The following is a 16172-nucleotide window of genomic DNA, read 5'->3' as shown; positions in this document are numbered from 1 at the left end:
CTTGCAGCGCTAGTTTTTGACCACGGTGAGGGGCGCGATGGATCTCGCACGAACCGACATCTATCTCGACGGAGCCTGGGTCGCCCCCTCCTCCGGGCACACCATTGCGGTGCACAACCCGGCGACCGAGGAGCTCCTGGCCCGGGTGCCGGCCGGCACGGCCGCCGACGTCGACCGGGCCGTCGCGGCCGCCCGGGCCGCCTTCCCCCGCTGGGCCGCCACCACCTCGGCGCAGCGGTCCGCCACCCTGGACCGCCTGCACGCGGCGCTGGCCAGCCGGGCCGCGATCGCCGCCGAGACGGTCGTGCTGGAGCTGGGCACCCCGCTCAGGGTGGCCACCCGGGTACAGGTCGGCCTGCCGCTGACCGTGCTGCGCAGCTACGTCGACCTGGCCGCCCGGCCGCCCGCCGAGGAGACCGTCGGCAACTCGCTCGTGGTCCGCGAACCGGTCGGCGTGGTCGGGGCGATCACCCCGTGGAACTACCCGCTGCACCAGGTGATGGCGAAGGTGGCGCCCGCGCTGGCCGCCGGGTGCACGGTGGTGCTCAAGCCCAGCGAGCTGACCCCGCTGACCGCGTACCTGCTCTTCGACGCGATCCACGAGGCCGGCTTCCCGCCGGGGGTGGTCAACCTGGTGCCCGGCACGGGCGTCGAGGTGGGCGAGGCCATTGCCGCCCACCCGGACGTCGACATGGTCTCCTTCACCGGCTCGACCGCCACCGGCCGGCGGATCTCGCACCTGGCCGCCGACCGGATCGCCCGGGTGGCGCTGGAGCTCGGCGGCAAGTCCGCCAACGTGATCCTCGACGACGCCGACCTGGCCACCGCGGTGCAGGTCGGCGTGGGCAACGCCTTCCTCAACTCCGGCCAGACCTGCACCGCCTGGACCCGGATGCTGGTGCACCGGGACCGCTACGACGAGGCGTTGAGCCTGGTCGCCAAGGCCGCCGACAGCTACCGGACCGGCGACCCGTTCGCGCCGGACACCCGGCTCGGCCCGCTGGTCTCCGCGGCCCAGCGGGACCGGGTGACCGGCCACGTGACCCGGGCGCTCACCGACGGCGCCCGGCTGATCGCCGGCGGCCCGGACGCGGTGCTGCCCGAGCGGGGCTGGTTCGTCGCCCCGACCGTGCTCGCCGACGTCGACCCGGGCAGCGCGCTGGCCCAGGAGGAGGTCTTCGGACCGGTGCTCGCCGTCATCCCGGTCGACGACGAGGAGGCGGCGGTGGCCGTCGCCAACAACTCCCGGTACGGCCTGGCGGGCGCCGTCTGGTCCGCCGACGAGGAGCGGGCGGTGCGGGTCGCCCGGCGGATCCGCACCGGAGCCGTCGACATCAACGGCGCGCCGTTCAACCCGCTCGCCCCGTTCGGCGGCTACAAGCAGTCCGGCCTCGGCCGGGAACTGGGTCGCTACGGGCTCGACGAGTTCCTCCAGACCAAGGCGATCCAGCGGTGAGGGCGCTGCTCGCCCGAGGCGTGGACCAGCCGCTGACGGTGGAAGAGGTGGAGCTGCCGGCACCCGGGCCGGGCGAGGTACGGGTGCGGGTACGGGCCGCCGGGGTCTGCCACTCGGACCTGTCCATGGTCAACGGCACCGTCGCGCCGCCGTACCCGCTGGTGCTCGGACACGAGGCGGCGGGCGAGGTGGTCGAGGTCGGCCCCAGCGTCGACCGCGTCCGGCCCGGCGCGCACGTGGTGCTGAACTGGGCGCCGCCCTGCCGGAGGTGCTGGTACTGCGGTCGCGGCGAGCCGTGGTTCTGCGAGCGGACGGGCTCCCCCGCGACCGCCCGGGGCCGGACCTCGGCCGGCGCGCCGCTGCACGTCGCCCTCGGCCTCGGCGCGCTGGCCGAGGAGGTGGTGGTGCCGCAGGAGGCGGTGATCGACGTTCCGGCGCAGCTACCGTTCGCCACCGCGGCCCTGCTGGGCTGCGCCGTCCTCACCGGGGTCGGCGCGGTACGCCGGACCGCCCGGGTGGCGCCCGGCGAGTCGGTGGCGGTGATCGGTCTCGGCGGGGTGGGCCTGTCGGTGGTCTCCGCCGCCCGGGCCGCCGGCGCCGACCCGGTCCTCGCCGTCGACGTGTCGCCCGCCAAGGCCGAACTGGCCGCCGCCGCCGGGGCCACCGACTTCCTCGTCGCCGACGACGCGCTGAGCCGGGCGGTCCGGGAGCGCACCCACGGGCGTGGCGTCGACCACGCCCTGGAGTGCGTCGGCCGCGGCGTGACCATCCGCGCCGCCTGGCGGGCCGCCCGGCGCGGCGGCCAGGTCACCGTCGTGGGGATGGGCGCACGGGACGACGTGGTCAGCCTGAGCGCGCTGGACATCTTCCACTCCGGGCGGACACTGCGTTCCTCGGTGTACGGCTCGTCCGACCCGGACCGGGACGTGCCCGAGCTGGCCCGTGCCGTGCTCGACGGCACCCTGGACCCGGCCGCCCTGATCACCCACCGGACCGACCTGGACGGCGCGGCGGCGGCGTTCGACCGGATGGCCCGCGGCGAGGGCGCCCGTACCGTCGTGCTGCCCTGACCGTCGCCGCCCGCCGCCGCGCGCCGGGTTCAGTGCAGCGCGCGGGCGAGCTCCGTGCGGGACCGGATGCCGAGCCGGTGGAAGATGTTGCGCAGGTGGTGGTCGACGGTCCGGGTGGAGAGGAACATCCGGGTGGCGATCTCGCGGTTGGTGGCTCCCTCGGCGACCAGCTGCGCGATCCGTAGCTGCTGCCCGGTGAGCAGCCGGGCGGCCGGCAGCTCCGGTGTGCCGACCGACTCGCCGGCCGCCCGCAGCTCGGTGGTGGCCTGCTCGGCCCAGACGGTCAGCCCGAGCAGGCCGAAGGTTTCCCGGGCGGCGTGCAGGTGCTCCCGGGCGTCCCGGGGGCGGCGGCTGCGGCGCAGTTCCCGGCCGAGCAGCAGCTCGGTGCGGGCCCGTTCGAACGCCCCCGCATCCGCCGGGTGCAGCCGTAGCGCGGTGCGGAAGCCGCGTTCGGCGTCGGCGCTGCCGCGCGCGGCCAGCAGCGCGTGGCAGCGCGCGGAGAGCGCCCGCCGGGACGGGCTGGCGGTGCTGCTGGCCCACCTGTCGAAGACGGCGAGCGCGGCGGTGGCGGCCGGTCGCCGGCCCGCGCCGGCGGCGGCCTCGACCAGGTACGGGGTGGCCATCACCTGGATCAGCACCTGCCCTCGGCCGGTGCCGGGGCGGGCCAGCGCGGCCAGTCGGGCGGCGGCTGCCTCGTGCCGCCCGTCGACCAGGTCGAGCACCGCGAGCGCCCACTGGGCGAGCGCGCGCGGGCGGCTGTGCGGGGCGGGTGCCTCGCCGATCTCGCGGATCCGGCACAGGCTGGTTTCCCGGTCGGCCCGTACCGCCGCCAGCACCGCCAGCATGCCCAGGTGCACCCCGGCGGAGTTGACCTGGCCGGTGTCCCGGGCGACCCGCAACCCCTCCCGGGAGGTATCCGCCGCCGCCTCGTGCCGGCCCAGCCAGTACTCCGCGATCGCGCGCAGCTCCAGCGCCCGGGGCAGCGCCGACACCTCGCCGCGGGCACGCGCCAGCTCGACGGCCCGCTGGGCGAGCCGGTGGGCGGCGCTGTCGACCGCGACCAGCAGGCCCGCGACCGCCGCGCCGGTCAGCGCGGCGGGGGTGAGCGCCGGCCCGGTCAGCCGGTTGCCGAGCACGACCGCCCGGCGCAGGGCCGGGCCGCCCCGCTCGTGGTCACCGCGCAGCGTCGCCGCCACCCCGGCGGCCAGCGCGGTCAGCAACTCCGCGTCGGGCGGGTCCTCGGGCCGGCGCAGGACCGCCACTCGGCGCGCCACCTCGGCGTAGCGGAACTGGTCGCCGGTGTGGCAGGCCGCCTCACCGGCCCGGACAAGCGCGCCGAGGGCCGCGATGCGGTCGACCCCGGACACCGCCCGGGCGGCGGCGAGCAGGGTGGTCGAGGCCGTCGACGGCGAGCCGCAGCGCAGTTCCAGCTCGCCGCGGAGCAGCTCGGCCCGGCCGGCCACGACAGGGTCGACCGGTCCGGCCGCGGCGGCCTCTGCGGCCTCGGCGAGCAGCCGCGCGGCACGCCGCGGCTGCCCCGCCGCCCAGGCGCGACCGGCGGCGGCGACCAGCCGGGCGCTGGCCTGCCGCGGCTCGCCGCTGAGTTCGGCGGCCCGGTGCAGGGCGGCCACCCCGTCGTCCCCGCCGGCCCCACCGGCCGCGGCCTCCAGTTCCGCCGCCAGCACCGGGTCCGGGCCCTCCGCCGCGGCGGCGCGGTGCAGCGTCCGGCGCAGGTGCTGTCCGGGGCCGTCGAGCACGCCGGCGAGCAGCAGGTGGGCGGCACGCCGCTCGGCCAGCGGCGCGTCCGCCGCGACGACGGCCCGGGCCAGCGGTTGCGCCAGGGCCACCCGCTCCGGGCCGACCCGGACCAGCCCGGCTGCCTCGGCCGGGGCGAGCGCCTCGATCGCCGTGCCGTCGGCGCGGGCGGCCCGGACCAGGGTGACCGGATCGCCGTGCTCGTCGAGCGCGGCGAGCAGCAGCACGCGCCGGGTGTCGGCGGGCAGCCCGGCCAGCCGGCCCCGGTACCCGCGACCCAGCGCGCCGTCGAGGGGCGGCCCGTCGGGCAGCGGCTCCTCACCGCGGCACTGGCCCGGGGTGAGCACCTCGGCGAGGTCGGCCAAGGCCTGTGGGTTGCCGCCGGCGACCGCGGTCAGTTCCCGGGCCACCCGGGGGGCCAGCCCGGGCAGCCGGTCGGTGAGCAGCGCGGCGCCGGCCCGGTCGTCGAGGGGGCGCAGCCGGTGCCGGGGTACGCCGGCGGCGACCGCGTCGGTGCCGGCGGTGAGCAGCATGGCAACCGGCAGGTGACGCAGCCGGCGGGCCACGAAGCCGAGCACCTCCGTGGTCGGCGGGTCGCCGCGATCGACGTCGTCGACCGTGCAGAGCAGTGGGCGCTCCCGGGCGGCGGCGGCGAGCAGTCCCAGCACGGCCATCGACAGGGCGAGCCGGTGGTCGGCCGGGCAGCCCGCGCCGGCCAGCGTCCGCCGCAGCACCCCGCGCTGCGGCTCGGGCAGGGCGTCGGCCCGGTCGAGCAGCGGGTCGAGCAGGCGTTGCAGGCCCGCGTACGGCAGCGCGGCCTCGTCCGCCAGGCCAGCGCCGGCCAGCCAGTGACAGCGGGTGGCGTACCGGTGGGCGTAGCCGACGAGGACGCTACGGCCAGCGCCGGGTTCGCCCCACACCAGCAGCGCTCCCCCGGCGTCCGGCAGGCCGTCGACCAGCCGCCGGACGGCCCCGCACTCGGTGTCCCGACCCGGCAGCCCAGTTATTTGCACTGACGATGCAGCAACCATGCATCGAGTGTTACCTATCGGAAACCGGATGGAAAGAGTTCGGACCGGTCAGCGGGGAGCGCCGGCCAGCAGGGCGCCCACCGTCCGGGCCATCACCGCCCGCGCCTGGTCCACGCCCAGCCCCAGCCCGTCGCGCAGCATCGACCAGGCCGGCCACATGCTCGCCGCGACCACCGCGTGCAGCACCTGCTCCCGACCGGACCCGGCCTGTGCCAGCTCGGCCGCGAAGAGCTGCTCGACCTCCTCGCGGACCCGCGAGATGTGCACCAGCCGGTTGCGGTGCAGCTGGTCGGAGACCGGCTCCCGCATCTGCGCCGCCCGCGCGGAGGGCGCGATGAGCTGCAGCAGCCGCGCCCGCTGCCGGCAGTACGCGTCGACCCGCTTGGCCAACGGCAGCGTCGGCGAGATCGGCCGGTACGCGGCGTCCTGCTGGCGGAGCACCTCCGCCCCGCTGGCCTCGAAGAGCGTCTCCATGTCCTTGAAGTTCGTCCAGAGCGTACGCAGCGAGATGCCGGCCCGCTCCGCGATGCGCTCGCCGGTCGGCCGCAGGTCCCCCTCGGAGATGAGCGCGAGGTGGGCCTCCACGATCGCCGCCCGGGTCCGCGCGGCCCGGGCCGTCCGCCCGTCCACCCGGCCGGGCGCCTGCACCCCACCCATCCGCGCTGCCCTCCTCGACGCTGTCACGCCTCACTGCCCGCCGAGTCTAGACGTGCGCCGTCGGCGCGTCGGAGCGGTGTCGGCGCAGCTCGCGACGGGCCAGCGACTGCCGGTGCACCTCGTCCGGGCCGTCGGCCAGGCGCAGCGCGCGGGCTCGCACCCAGAGCCGGGCCAGCGGGGGTGTCCTGACTGAGGCCGGCCGCCCCGTGCGCCTGGATGGCCCGACTCGACGGTCCTCGGCACCGCGATCTTGATGGCCTGGATCTCGGCGTGGCCGCCGTGGTCGCTGTCGTCGCACCCGAAGGTGCGCAGCCCGCGGCGCACGGTGACACCCGGGGTGTCGCGGGGCACCAGGAGCTGGCTCTGCCGCCGCTGCCGGGGTCCGTCCGGGTCGGTCCGGCCCATCACCACGAAGACCGCGCAGGTCGGGTCGAGCGCACCGGTGACGAACCACTTGCGGCCGCTGACCACGTACTCGTCGCCGTCCCGCTCGATCCGGGTGCGGCTCGGTCATCGCGAACGCCGAACGGATCCGGCCGTCCAGCAGCGGGACCAGCCAGCGCTCCCGCTGCCAGGCCGATCCCGCGGCTGGCGCCGGCGACGAGGGCGACCCGGCCGTCGAGCCGGCCTGAATATGCATTCACGATGCAGACAGTATGAGGCACTTCGGTGAACGTCAACGACGAATCTCGCCCAGTATCTCACATTCCGTTGACACGGGCTCGGCCATAACCGCACCGTCAGTGCAAATATAATGTGCAGTCCGGAGAGGACACCGTCATGCCGGAAGCCGTCATCGTCGCCGCCGCCCGATCCCCGATCGGCCGCGCCAACAAGGGTTCCCTGCGCGATCTGCGCGCGGACGACCTGGCCGCCACCATCGTCCGGGCCGCCCTCGACCAGGTGCCGCAGCTCGACCCCCGGGAACTCGACGACCTGATGCTCGGCTGCGGCCAGCCCGCCGGCGAGCAGGGCCACAACCTCGCCCGGGTGGTGGCGGTCCTGCTCGGACTGGACCACCTGCCCGGCACCACCGTGAACCGGTACTGCTCGTCGTCGCTGCAGACCACCCGGATGGCGCTGCACGCCATCCGGGCCGGCGAGGGCCACGCCTTCGTCTCCGCCGGGGTGGAGTGCGTCTCCCGGTACGACCGGGGCCGCAGCGACGGGCACCCGGGCAGCGCCAACCCGCGGTTCGCCGACGCGGTGACCCGGACCGCCGACCGGGCCGCCGGTGGGGTGCCCCGCTGGCACGACCCCCGCGACGACGGCCAACTGCCGGACGTCTACGTCGCCATGGGACAGACCGCGGAGAACGTGGCCCAGCTGCGCGGGGTCTCCCGCGACAGTCAGGACGAGTTCGCCGTACGGTCGCAGCACCTCGCCGAGAAGGCCATCGCCGACGGCTTCTGGGCCCGGGAGATCACCCCGGTCACCGTGCCCGGCGGCGGGGTGGTCACCGCCGACGACGGGCCACGTCCCGGGGTGACCCTGGCGGCGGTGCGCGCGCTGGCACCGGTGTTCCGGCCCGACGGCACGGTGACCGCGGGAAACTGCTGCCCGCTCAACGACGGGGCCGCCGCGCTGGTGGTGATGTCCGACGTGCGGGCCCGGGAGCTCGGGGTCACCCCGCTGGCCCGGATCGTGGCCACCGGGCTGAGCGCGCTCTCCCCCGAGGTGATGGGGCTCGGCCCGGTCGAGGCGTCCCGGCAGGCGCTGCGCCGCGCCGGGATGTCCGTCGCCGACGTCGACCTGGTCGAGATCAACGAGGCGTTCGCCGCGCAGGTGGTGCCCAGCGCGCACGAGCTGGGCATCAACTGGGACCGGCTCAACGTCAACGGTGGCGCGATCGCGATCGGGCACCCGTTCGGGATGACCGGCGCCCGGATCACCACGACCCTGCTCAACTCGCTGCACTGGCACGACCGGCAGGTCGGGCTGGCGACCATGTGCGTCGGCGGCGGCCAGGGCATGGCGATGATCGTCGAGCGGCTGAGCTGACCGGACCGCCCGGCCGGCGCGGCCACGGTGCCGGGCGGACGGGGTCGTGGGTGACCCCGCCCGCCCGGCGCGGTGGCTCAGGACGCGGTCGGGATCCCGTTGGCCGGCGGGGTCACCGGCTGGGCGGTGTACTCACGCACCGGCCCGTCGTGCTCGTCCGTCTCGTACGTCGGCCCGAAGTAGGCCTGCACGCCCCCGCTGACCCGGGTCAGCCGCTCCCCGCCATAGCCGGAGTGGTCGCTGTCGGAGTAGCGCAGCGGCGCGAGCCCGGGGCCCTGGAAGCCGCCCTTGGCGACCGCCTTGAGCAGGGACTCCCGGGTGAGGTCCTGACCAGCGGCCTGGAGCGCCTGCACGAAGAGGTAGCCGACCGCCATCCCGTAGACGGTGTTGCCGTCGAACGGCGCGTCCCCGTTGTGCGCCTTGTTCACCTTGGTGAAGAGCTGGATCCACGGGTTGGCCGCGTCGTTCTGCATCGGCAGGTAGTTGGCGCCGACCATGCCCTCCAGCAGGCCGGCCGCCGCGCCGAGCTGTTTGGCCAGCGTGGGGTGGTCGGCGCCCACGTTGGAGACCAGCCACTGCGGCTTGAAGCCGAGCCGGGCGGCGGTGCCGATCGACAGCGCGGTGAAGCCGGGCACGGTGGCCAGGACGACCACCTGGCAGTTGGCGGCCTTGAACGCGCCGATCTGCGGCGCCACGTTCGTGTTGCTGGTGACGTACGTCTGCTTGACCGCCACCGCGCCCGCGCCGAGCACCTGTTCCACCCCGGCCAGGCTGTCCCGGCCGAAGTCGTCGTCCTGGCCGAGGAAGCAGACCTTCTGGCCGGGCAGCGCGGTCTTCACGTGGTTGGCCAGGATCTTGCCCTCCACTGTGTAGTCGGGGTTGAAGCCGAACGAGCCGGGATACTTGTCCGGCTGGTCCCAACTGCGGCTGCCGGAGGCGATGAAGAGGTCCGGGACGCGGTTGCTCTTGAGAAAGTCGAGCACGCCGGTGTGGGTCGGCGTGCCGAGCCCGTTGAGCACGGCGAAGACCTTGTCCTGCAACACCAGTTGGCGGACCACCTGCTGGGTGTTCGCCGGGTTGTAGCCGTCGTCCATGATCTTGTAGGTGATCTTCCGGCCGTGCACCCCGCCGTTGGCGTTGACGTAGTCGAAGTACGCCTTGGTGGCCGGGGCGATCTTCGAGTAACCGGCCGAGGCCGGCCCGGTCAGCGGCATGTGGGTGCCGACCACGATCTCGGTGTCGGTGACGCCGGGCACCGTCCCGCGCCCGGCGCCGCCCGGGCCCTCGTCGCCACCGCAACCCGCGGCGGCGACGAGCAGGGCGATGGTGCTGACGACCGCGAGACCACGTCGTGTCGTACGGTGCATGTGGAACACCGACCTTTCTTCGGTCCGGTTCTCCTGAATCGGGTGGTGGGTTGGGTGCCGGCGGGTGCGCCGCCGGGGCTTGCTAGGACCGCCGCTCCGGCCACCGGGCCAGTAGCTCCCGGCCGAGCCGGGACAGCAGTCCCTGCACGCCGCCGGGCGCGGCGATCATGACGACGACCAGGGTGATCCCGAAGATCGCCAACGGCAGGTTGCCCTCCAGCCGCTGCGCCACCGCGGGTGAGACGGTGAACAGGTCGGTCACGGAGTGCGTCAGGTCGGGCAGGGCGACCAGCAGGACGGCTCCCCAGAGCGCCCCGACGAGGCGGCCGAGACCGCCGATCACCACGGCCATGAGCAGGAAGAGCGACAGGGTCAGCGAGAACCCCCCGGGCGAGACGCTCTGCGCGAGCACCGCGAGCAGCGCGCCGCCGAGCCCGGCGCCGGCCGCGCTGACCACGAAGGCGAGCACCTGGGTACGGGCCACGTGGATGCCGGCGAGGCGGGCCGCCACCTCGTCGTCCCGGACCGCCCGGAAGGTGCGGCCGTACCGGCTGCGGACCAGGTTGGCCAGCAGCACCAGGGCGACCAGGGTGGCCGCCGTGGCGATCCAGAGCTGCCACCGCTCGTAGGGGAAGTAGGCGCCGAGCGCCAGCGGCGGCGGCTCGACCGGCACGGAGAGCCCCTGGTCGCCGTTGAAGACGTCGTCGAAGGTGACCGTGAGGGCGGGCACCACGACCGCGACGGCCAGCGTCACGCCGGCAAGGTACGGACCGCGCAGGCGGGCGGCGGCCGCCCCGACCACCGCACCGACGCCCACCGTGACCAGCACCGCCGCGACCAGCGACAGCGGGAGCAGCCAGCCGTCGGTCATCCCGTGGTCGGCGAACGCGCCCTGGCAGAGCGCCACCGTGTAGGCGCCGATCGCCATCAGTGCGCCGTGCCCGAGCGAGAGCTGACCGTTGAGTCCGGTCAGGACGGTCAGTCCGGCGGTCGCGCAGAGGTAGGCGGCCACCGTGGCGAGCTGGAAGTTGCGGAACGGCGCCAGGCCGTAGCTCGCCGCCAGCACCAGCAGGGCCGCGATGGCCGCCACCGCCAGGTGCCGCAGCAGAGTGGACCCGCGGCGGTCGTCGGCGCGCATGCCGGTGGCCGCCCGCTGCGGCGACGCCGCCGCCCGGGTGGCGCTCACACCCGCCTCGCGGCGACCGAGGCGAACAGTCCGCCGGGCCGGACCAGCAGCACGGCCAGCAGCAGGACCAGTACCGCGAGCGGGGTGAGGTCGCTGCCGGCGTATCCGCTGACGTAGGAGAGCAGCAGGCCCACCACCAGCCCGCCGACCACCGCCCCCGGCGGGCTGTCCAGTCCGCCGACCACCGCCGCGGTGAACGCCGAGACGAAGACCAGGTCCATGGCGTTCGGGTGCAGGCCCAGTTCGGTGGGGATCACCAGCATGGCGGCCAGGGCACCCACCCCCGAGGCGAGGGCCCAGCCGAGGGCGAGCATGCCGCCCACGTTGACCCCCAGCAGGCGGGAGACCTCCGGGGCGAAGGCCGCCGCGCGCATCCGCAGGCCGACCGGGGTACGCGCGAAGATCCAGGCGAGCGCGACCATGGTCACCCCCACCGTGGCGAAGACGAACAGGTCGTACGGTGAGCCGACGGCGAACCCGCCGACGGTGAGCGCGGCGCGGCTGAACGGCGTCCCGGCGGGGCGGAACTCGTTGCCGTAGAGCATGCCGAGGACGGCCTGGATCAACAGGACCAGCCCGAGCGCGACGATCACCGGGTTGAGCGGTGAGGCGTGGTCGACGAAGCGCATCACCGCCCGGTCCACGACCGCGCCGAGCAGCAGACCGGCGGCGAGCGCGGCCAGGAAGCCCAGCCAGTAGGAGCCGGTCGACTCGGACACGCTGTAGGCGACGTACGCGGCCGCGACGGCCATCGCGCCCTGGGCGAAGTTGACGATCCGCGCGGCCCGCCAGATGAGCACCAGTGCCAGCGCGAACGCCGCGTAGACGGCGCCCCGGGAGAAGCCGTCGAAGGTGAGGAAGACGAAGCGCTCCACAGTCCTCCTTCGGAGGAGACGAGGGGTTCAGAAACCGAGATACGCGTGCCGCAGGTCGACGTCGTCGCGCAGCCGCTGCGCCGGGGCGGCGCGGACCACCCGGCCGAGGGACATCACGATCCCCTGGTCGGCGACGGAGAGAGCGCTGCGGACGTTCTGCTCGACCAGCAGCACGGTCAGCCCGGTGCCGTCGCGCAGCTGGCGCAGCAGGGCCATGATCTGGGCGACCACCCGCGGCGCCAGGCCGAGCGACGGCTCGTCGAGCAGCAGCAGGCGGGGCCGGCCGACCAGGGCCCGGCCGAGGGCGAGCATCTGCCGTTCGCCGCCGGAGAGCTGGTGGCCGAGGTGGCCACGACGCCGGGCCAGCGGCTCGAAAAGCTGGTACACCTCGTCCCGGGCGCGGGCGGAGTCGGCCTTGTCGCGGCGCCACAGCCCGCCCAGCCGCAGGTTCTCGTCCACGGTGAGCTCGCCGATCACCCCACGCCCCTCCGGGACGTGCGCCATCCCCCGGCGCACCAGTTGCTCCACCGGAGTGCCGCGCAGGTCCTCCCCGGCGAGCACGACCTGGCCGGCCAGCGGGCGCAGCATGCCGGACAGGGCGCGCAGCAGAGTGGTCTTGCCGGCGCCGTTCGCCCCGACCACCGCCGCGATGGTACCGGCGGGGACGGCGAGGTCGACCTCGCGCAGCACCGGCGCGGCGCCGTAGCCGGCCACCAGCCCCCGCACGGTGAGCAGGTCCCCGCCGCTCGCGCCACCGCCGTGCGGGGCCGGCGCGTCGAGCCGGCTGATTCGCCCGCTCATGCGGCGGCCTCGTCCACGGCCGCGCCCAGGTAGGCGTCGGCGACCGCCGGGTCGTCGCGCACCTCGTCCGGCGTGCCGGCGGCGATCACCCGCCCGAAGTCGAGCACCACGATGTCGTCGCAGACGGACATCACCAGATCCATGTGATGCTCGACGAGCAGCACCGCGCAGGGGTCCGGGTCACGACCGGGCAGCTCGCGGATCAGCTCCGCGAGCTCGGCGATGTCCTCGGCGCCGAGGCCGCCGGCGGGCTCGTCGAGCAGGAGCAGCCGGGGCCGGGCCACCAGGGCGCGGGCCAGGGCGGCCCGCTGCCGTACGGCGAAGGGCAGCGTGCCCGGCGCGGCGGCGGCGTGCCCGGCGATGCCCAGCCGGTCGAGCACGTCGAGGGCGTCCCGGCGCAGCCGGTGCTCGTCGCGGTCGCTGGCGGGCAGGCCGAGCAGCGCCGGCAGGAAGCCGGCACGGGCGGTGTGGGTGGCGCCGGCCATCACGTTCTCCAGCACGGTGAGCCCGGCGAAGAGCCCGGTGCCCTGCAGCGTCCGGGCGATGCCCAGCCGGGTCAGCCGGTGCGGCCGGGGCCGCAGTGGGCGGCCGTCGAGGGTGAGGGTGCCCGCGTCCGGGGCGACGAAGCCGCAGATGACGTTGAACAGGGTGGTCTTCCCCGCGCCGTTGGGGCCGATCACGCCGACCACCCGGCCGGCGGGCACCCGCAGCGAGACGTCGTCGAGGGCGGTGAGACCACCGAAGCGCACCCCGATGTGGTGCAGCGCGAGCCCTTGCTCCATTGGCCCATCCCTCGGTCCGGCGGGGCGCGATATTTACACTCGGAGTGTACGTTTCTCGCCTCCGGCGTCAATACCTCCGCCCGGCGCCCGCGTCGGCGGCGAGCCCGGACCCGACCGGGCACGGTGCACCGGGACCGGACGGCAGCCGGCCCGCCGTCGCGCGGGGCGACGGCGGGGCGGTCAGGCCGCCTGACGGGGTCAGGCGCTCGGGCAGGTGTTGCGATACTCCTCGATCGCCAGACCGGTCGGCCCCGGGCAGAGGAACTGCTCGTACCGGGTGTCGTTGTCGACGAACCGCTTCAGCCAGGCCACCATCTGCCGGGCGGTGGGCGTGTTCACCGCCTGCGGGAAGAAGTGGCTGGCCCCGTTCAACTCCAGGTACGCCTTCTCGGCCGAGGCCGGGATGCTGTTGTAGAAGGGCTCGGAGTGCGTTGCGACCGGGGCGACGGTGTCCGCCTCGCCACCGACGATCAGGGTCGGCACCTGGATCCCGGACCAGGTCTTGTCCAGGTTCCACGGCGCCAGCGGCACGGCGGCCTGCAGCGACGGGCGCGACGCGGCGGCCTCCAGCGTCCCGCCGCCGCCCATCGAGTGGCCGGCGACCGCGAGCCGGGTGGCGTCGATCCGGCCACGCACCGAGCTGCGCTGGGTCAGGTAGTCCAGCGCCGCCAGCAGCTGCCGGCCCCGGCTGTCCGGCTGGTCCAGACGGGTGATCGTCTCGATGCCGATCACCACGAAGCCGTGTGAGGCGATCCGGGGCCCGAGCCAGTCGATGCTGGACCAGGCGGCGGTGTAGCCGGGCGAGATGGCGATGGCGCCGAAGGTGCCCGCGCTCGTGCTGGTCGGGTAGTAGATGACTCCCCCGCCGAAGCCGGTGACGCTGAGGGAGGAGACGTTCTCCGTGGCGACGGCGAACGGGCCACGGCTGGCTTCCAGGATCGCCACGGTGGGGTCGGGGCCGCGCTCGTACGGGTTTTCCGCGGCCTGCGCGGCGCCGGACGACGCGCCGAGCACGCCGCCGGCGGCCAGAACGGCGGCCAGCGCCATCCCGACGGCACGAGCAGCGAGGGAACGGGGATGGGTGGTGGTTGGTGATGACATGCCGGGCACTCCCTACGGGTGGGCTTACATCGACAGATGTCATCCTTTGCCCTGCCCGCCCTCGTCCGCATCGGCAAAATCGCCGGTACCGCTGCTGGTGCCGCTGGCACTGCCCGCCGGCGAACGGATCAACCGGCTGATCTGACTCAAGCCGCTGACTGACAAACTCACCGTCTTCGGCTCCGGCCGGTACGTCCCGATGCCGCCATCGCTCATCGAGCGCGGGCTCGACTTCGTCGTCGGCACCTTCGTCACCACCATCTGCACGGGCTCCGGGCTGATACTGCCCACCGGCACCCGGCCGCCCTGCTGCCGCGCCGGCGCAACCGTCCCACCTGCTCGACGGCCGGACGCACAAGGCGCAGTGCCCGACTCCCGCCGATCCACCGACCCTGCGACCAGTCGGCGAGGTGCCGTCGCGGCGGCCGGTCCCGGTTACCTTCGCCGCCGCAAGCCTGACGCCGAGAGGCGTCAGGCCCTGGCTGCCGTCCGCGGCTCGGCAGCGCGGCGGATGTCGAGCAGGTGGTGCTCGGCCTCCCACCCTGGCCACTTCGCCGGCCCCGGACGGTCAGCGAAGACTCCGCTGTCCGTACCCCAAAATGGGTAGCCTCGCCAGTTCGTCCCGGCCTAGCTTGTAACTGGATCTTCTCCACCCGCCCACGAGAGGACTTCACCCCGCGTGACGCCGCCTGCTCTCTAGACCTGACGCCTTCCCGATGCATCGGCCGCCGACGTCGCCGTCGGCTCTTTCCCATGCCGTCTGTCACGTCCTCAGAGAGATCAGACCATGTCTACGCATCCGCATGCCGTGCTGTCCCGGATCCTTCGGCGCACGAACCCTTTTCTGCTCGTGGGCCGCTGCAATCCCGGCCTCGGCGACGGCACGTTCCACGTCAGTACAACCCGCGAGCTCCTCGACAACTCGTCCAGCCTCGCCGCCGGCATCCTTCTCGAGCCCCTGATCGCCCGGCGCAGCCGGTCCACCCTGGTGCGGGAGCCATGGTGCGAACCGCTCGTCCCGCCCGCCGAGCCGCAGGACTCACGGGAGCATCTCGTGCGTCCCGCGGTGGGCCGCCGTGGACCCGAACCGAGGCGGGAGGCGAGGTGGCCCCGCCCCGGACCGCATCACGCGGCACTCCGCGCACGATCGCTCAACTCCAGCCGCGGACAAGGGCCAGGGCCTACCCGATACCGGCGACGGAGGTGATCGCCCGACCGGACTGCCGGCCGGCGCGACCAGGATGCAGGTACGGCAACCACTGCCCGCCTGCTGCGCGCTCGCATCTCCCGGGTCCCCACTCATCCCTGCAGTCGCGCCACCCCAGGTAATGGCACATGTCGGCGCCAGAGCCCGGACCCACCGGTGACGTCCGTCCTGCCCGGCCTGCGGCGCGGGTACCGCACGTCACCTGACCCGGGGATGGCAGCACCGGCCAGCCGCCGGGAGCCCGCTCATCGTGAGCGGGCTCCCCGGAGCGGCTCCAGCGGGGCGCCGTCCGTCGAGCGGCTCGTGGCGGCGGCAGGCCCCGCCACCGGATCGCCGTCGTGGAGCGGGTGGCGACCGTCCGGCCGGCGCTACGCTCCGCAGCGTCGCGTCGTGGCCAGGCGACGGGAGGGCTGGTCATGACGGGGTGGGATGGAGTGCCGTTGCGGGCTGGCGGTTGCGAGGATGAGGTGCGGGCTCGTCTGGCAGCGGGAGTCGACCCCTGCATGCCGCTCGGGCATGACTCGGCCCGGCACGTCGCGGCCCAGCACTCGTCGCCCGCAGTCGTGGCGGCGATGGCCACGGCAGCAGCCGATGTGGACGTCATGTCCGACGGTTGGTCCCCGCTGCGGCTGGCGCTACCCGGCCCGACCCTTGATCCTTGCTGACCCGAGTGGCGTAGACCAGGCGAGCGCTGTCGCCACCAGGCGCGCGGTGGGACATGCCCGAGGGCGGAGTGCAGGCGCTGGTTGTTGCACCAGTCGATCCAGCCGATGAACGGGGGCAATGCGAAACGCTCATAGCGGACAAGAGCCGCCTTGCTTCGAACTGCGTGATCGCCTCTGTACTCTGCGCTGTCGGGATGTCGCCCGGCGGTCGGGGGCGC

At 74.7% G+C, this 16172-nt stretch carries 12 protein-coding genes and 1 pseudogene; 3 read left to right on the top strand and 10 right to left on the bottom strand.

All coding sequences use genetic code 11. From position 1 onward, the window contains the following. The first annotated feature begins 37 nt into the window (after positions 1–37). Complete coding sequence (locus TPA0908_RS20100; RefSeq protein ID WP_281940143.1) at positions 38–1456, top strand: aldehyde dehydrogenase family protein; 1419 nt, start codon at positions 38–40, stop codon at positions 1454–1456. After that, a complete protein-coding gene (locus TPA0908_RS20095) occupies positions 1453–2526 on the top strand; it encodes an alcohol dehydrogenase catalytic domain-containing protein (RefSeq protein ID WP_281940142.1) in 1074 nt (357 codons plus the stop codon). Before TPA0908_RS20100 ends, TPA0908_RS20095 begins: the two co-directional genes overlap by 4 nt. A gap of 29 nt (positions 2527–2555) precedes the next feature. On the opposite strand, the gene TPA0908_RS20090 is transcribed toward TPA0908_RS20095, so the two are convergent. The 3 genes and pseudogenes from TPA0908_RS20090 to TPA0908_RS20080 form a co-directional block, all read right to left on the bottom strand. Further along, positions 2556–5312, bottom strand: coding sequence for a helix-turn-helix transcriptional regulator (locus tag TPA0908_RS20090; protein WP_281940141.1), 2757 nt, complete (start codon positions 5310–5312; stop codon positions 2556–2558). 48 nt (positions 5313–5360) lie between these two features. Next, positions 5361–5969: a TetR/AcrR family transcriptional regulator gene (locus tag TPA0908_RS20085; RefSeq protein WP_281940140.1), complete on the bottom strand. Its 609-nt coding sequence runs from the start codon at positions 5967–5969 to the stop codon at positions 5361–5363. A gap of 46 nt (positions 5970–6015) precedes the next feature. After that, positions 6016–6552, bottom strand: a pseudogene (locus tag TPA0908_RS20080) (acyl-CoA dehydrogenase family protein); the annotation flags it as partial. Positions 6553–6749: 197 nt separating this feature from the next. Here TPA0908_RS20080 and TPA0908_RS20075 point away from each other — a divergent pair. Continuing rightward, the gene (locus tag TPA0908_RS20075) at positions 6750–7970 is read left to right on the top strand and encodes an acetyl-CoA C-acetyltransferase (protein WP_281940138.1); all 1221 of its coding nucleotides are present in this window, start codon (positions 6750–6752) and stop codon (positions 7968–7970) included. Positions 7971–8047: 77 nt separating this feature from the next. Here the strand turns inward: TPA0908_RS20075 and TPA0908_RS20070 are convergent, their stop codons facing one another. The 7 genes from TPA0908_RS20070 to TPA0908_RS20040 form a co-directional block, all read right to left on the bottom strand. Then, positions 8048–9337: an ABC transporter substrate-binding protein gene (locus TPA0908_RS20070; RefSeq protein ID WP_281940136.1), complete on the bottom strand. Its 1290-nt coding sequence runs from the start codon at positions 9335–9337 to the stop codon at positions 8048–8050. A gap of 82 nt (positions 9338–9419) precedes the next feature. Beyond that, positions 9420–10523 carry a branched-chain amino acid ABC transporter permease gene (locus TPA0908_RS20065; protein ID WP_281940134.1) on the bottom strand — a complete coding sequence of 368 codons (1104 nt, stop codon included), beginning with the start codon at positions 10521–10523 and terminating at the stop codon, positions 9420–9422. Beyond that, positions 10520–11398 (bottom strand): branched-chain amino acid ABC transporter permease, encoded by an 879-nt coding sequence (locus TPA0908_RS20060; RefSeq protein ID WP_281940131.1) that lies wholly within the window; start codon positions 11396–11398, stop codon positions 10520–10522. The genes TPA0908_RS20065 and TPA0908_RS20060 overlap by 4 nt, the downstream gene beginning before the upstream one ends. Before the next feature lie 27 nt (positions 11399–11425). Further along, positions 11426–12199: an ABC transporter ATP-binding protein gene (locus tag TPA0908_RS20055; RefSeq protein ID WP_281940129.1), complete on the bottom strand. Its 774-nt coding sequence runs from the start codon at positions 12197–12199 to the stop codon at positions 11426–11428. Further along, positions 12196–12981 (bottom strand): ABC transporter ATP-binding protein, encoded by a 786-nt coding sequence (locus TPA0908_RS20050; RefSeq protein WP_281940127.1) that lies wholly within the window; start codon positions 12979–12981, stop codon positions 12196–12198. The genes TPA0908_RS20055 and TPA0908_RS20050 overlap by 4 nt, the downstream gene beginning before the upstream one ends. 198 nt (positions 12982–13179) lie before the next feature. Further along, a complete protein-coding gene (locus tag TPA0908_RS20045; protein ID WP_281940125.1) occupies positions 13180–14082 on the bottom strand; it encodes an alpha/beta hydrolase family protein in 903 nt (300 codons plus the stop codon). Between the two features lie 39 nt (positions 14083–14121). Next, positions 14122–14349, bottom strand: a complete 228-nt coding sequence (locus TPA0908_RS20040) for a hypothetical protein (RefSeq protein WP_281940123.1) — start codon at positions 14347–14349, stop codon at positions 14122–14124. Between the last annotated feature and the right edge of the window lie 1823 nt (positions 14350–16172).

This window comes from Micromonospora sp. AKA38 (genome assembly GCF_027925725.1).
Classification (GTDB): Bacteria; Actinomycetota; Actinomycetes; order Mycobacteriales; family Micromonosporaceae; genus Micromonospora.
The sequence above is the reverse complement of the archived record's forward strand: the minus strand, read 5'-3'. Positions and strand labels throughout refer to the sequence as shown.

Bases quoted from the DNA above. Each gene is read 5' to 3' on its own strand.
- TPA0908_RS20085 (WP_281940140.1), bottom strand. From the start codon at position 5,969: ATGGGTGGGGTGCAGGCGCCCGGCCGGGTGGACGGGCGGACGGCCCGG.
- TPA0908_RS20100 (WP_281940143.1), top strand. From the start codon at position 38: ATGGATCTCGCACGAACCGACATCTATCTCGACGGAGCCTGGGTCGCC.
- TPA0908_RS20090 (WP_281940141.1), bottom strand. From the start codon at position 5,312: ATGGTTGCTGCATCGTCAGTGCAAATAACTGGGCTGCCGGGTCGGGAC.
- TPA0908_RS20070 (WP_281940136.1), bottom strand. From the start codon at position 9,337: ATGCACCGTACGACACGACGTGGTCTCGCGGTCGTCAGCACCATCGCC.
- TPA0908_RS20050 (WP_281940127.1), bottom strand. From the start codon at position 12,981: ATGGAGCAAGGGCTCGCGCTGCACCACATCGGGGTGCGCTTCGGTGGT.
- TPA0908_RS20045 (WP_281940125.1), bottom strand. From the start codon at position 14,082: ATGTCATCACCAACCACCACCCATCCCCGTTCCCTCGCTGCTCGTGCC.
- TPA0908_RS20075 (WP_281940138.1), top strand. From the start codon at position 6,750: ATGCCGGAAGCCGTCATCGTCGCCGCCGCCCGATCCCCGATCGGCCGC.
- TPA0908_RS20055 (WP_281940129.1), bottom strand. From the start codon at position 12,199: ATGAGCGGGCGAATCAGCCGGCTCGACGCGCCGGCCCCGCACGGCGGT.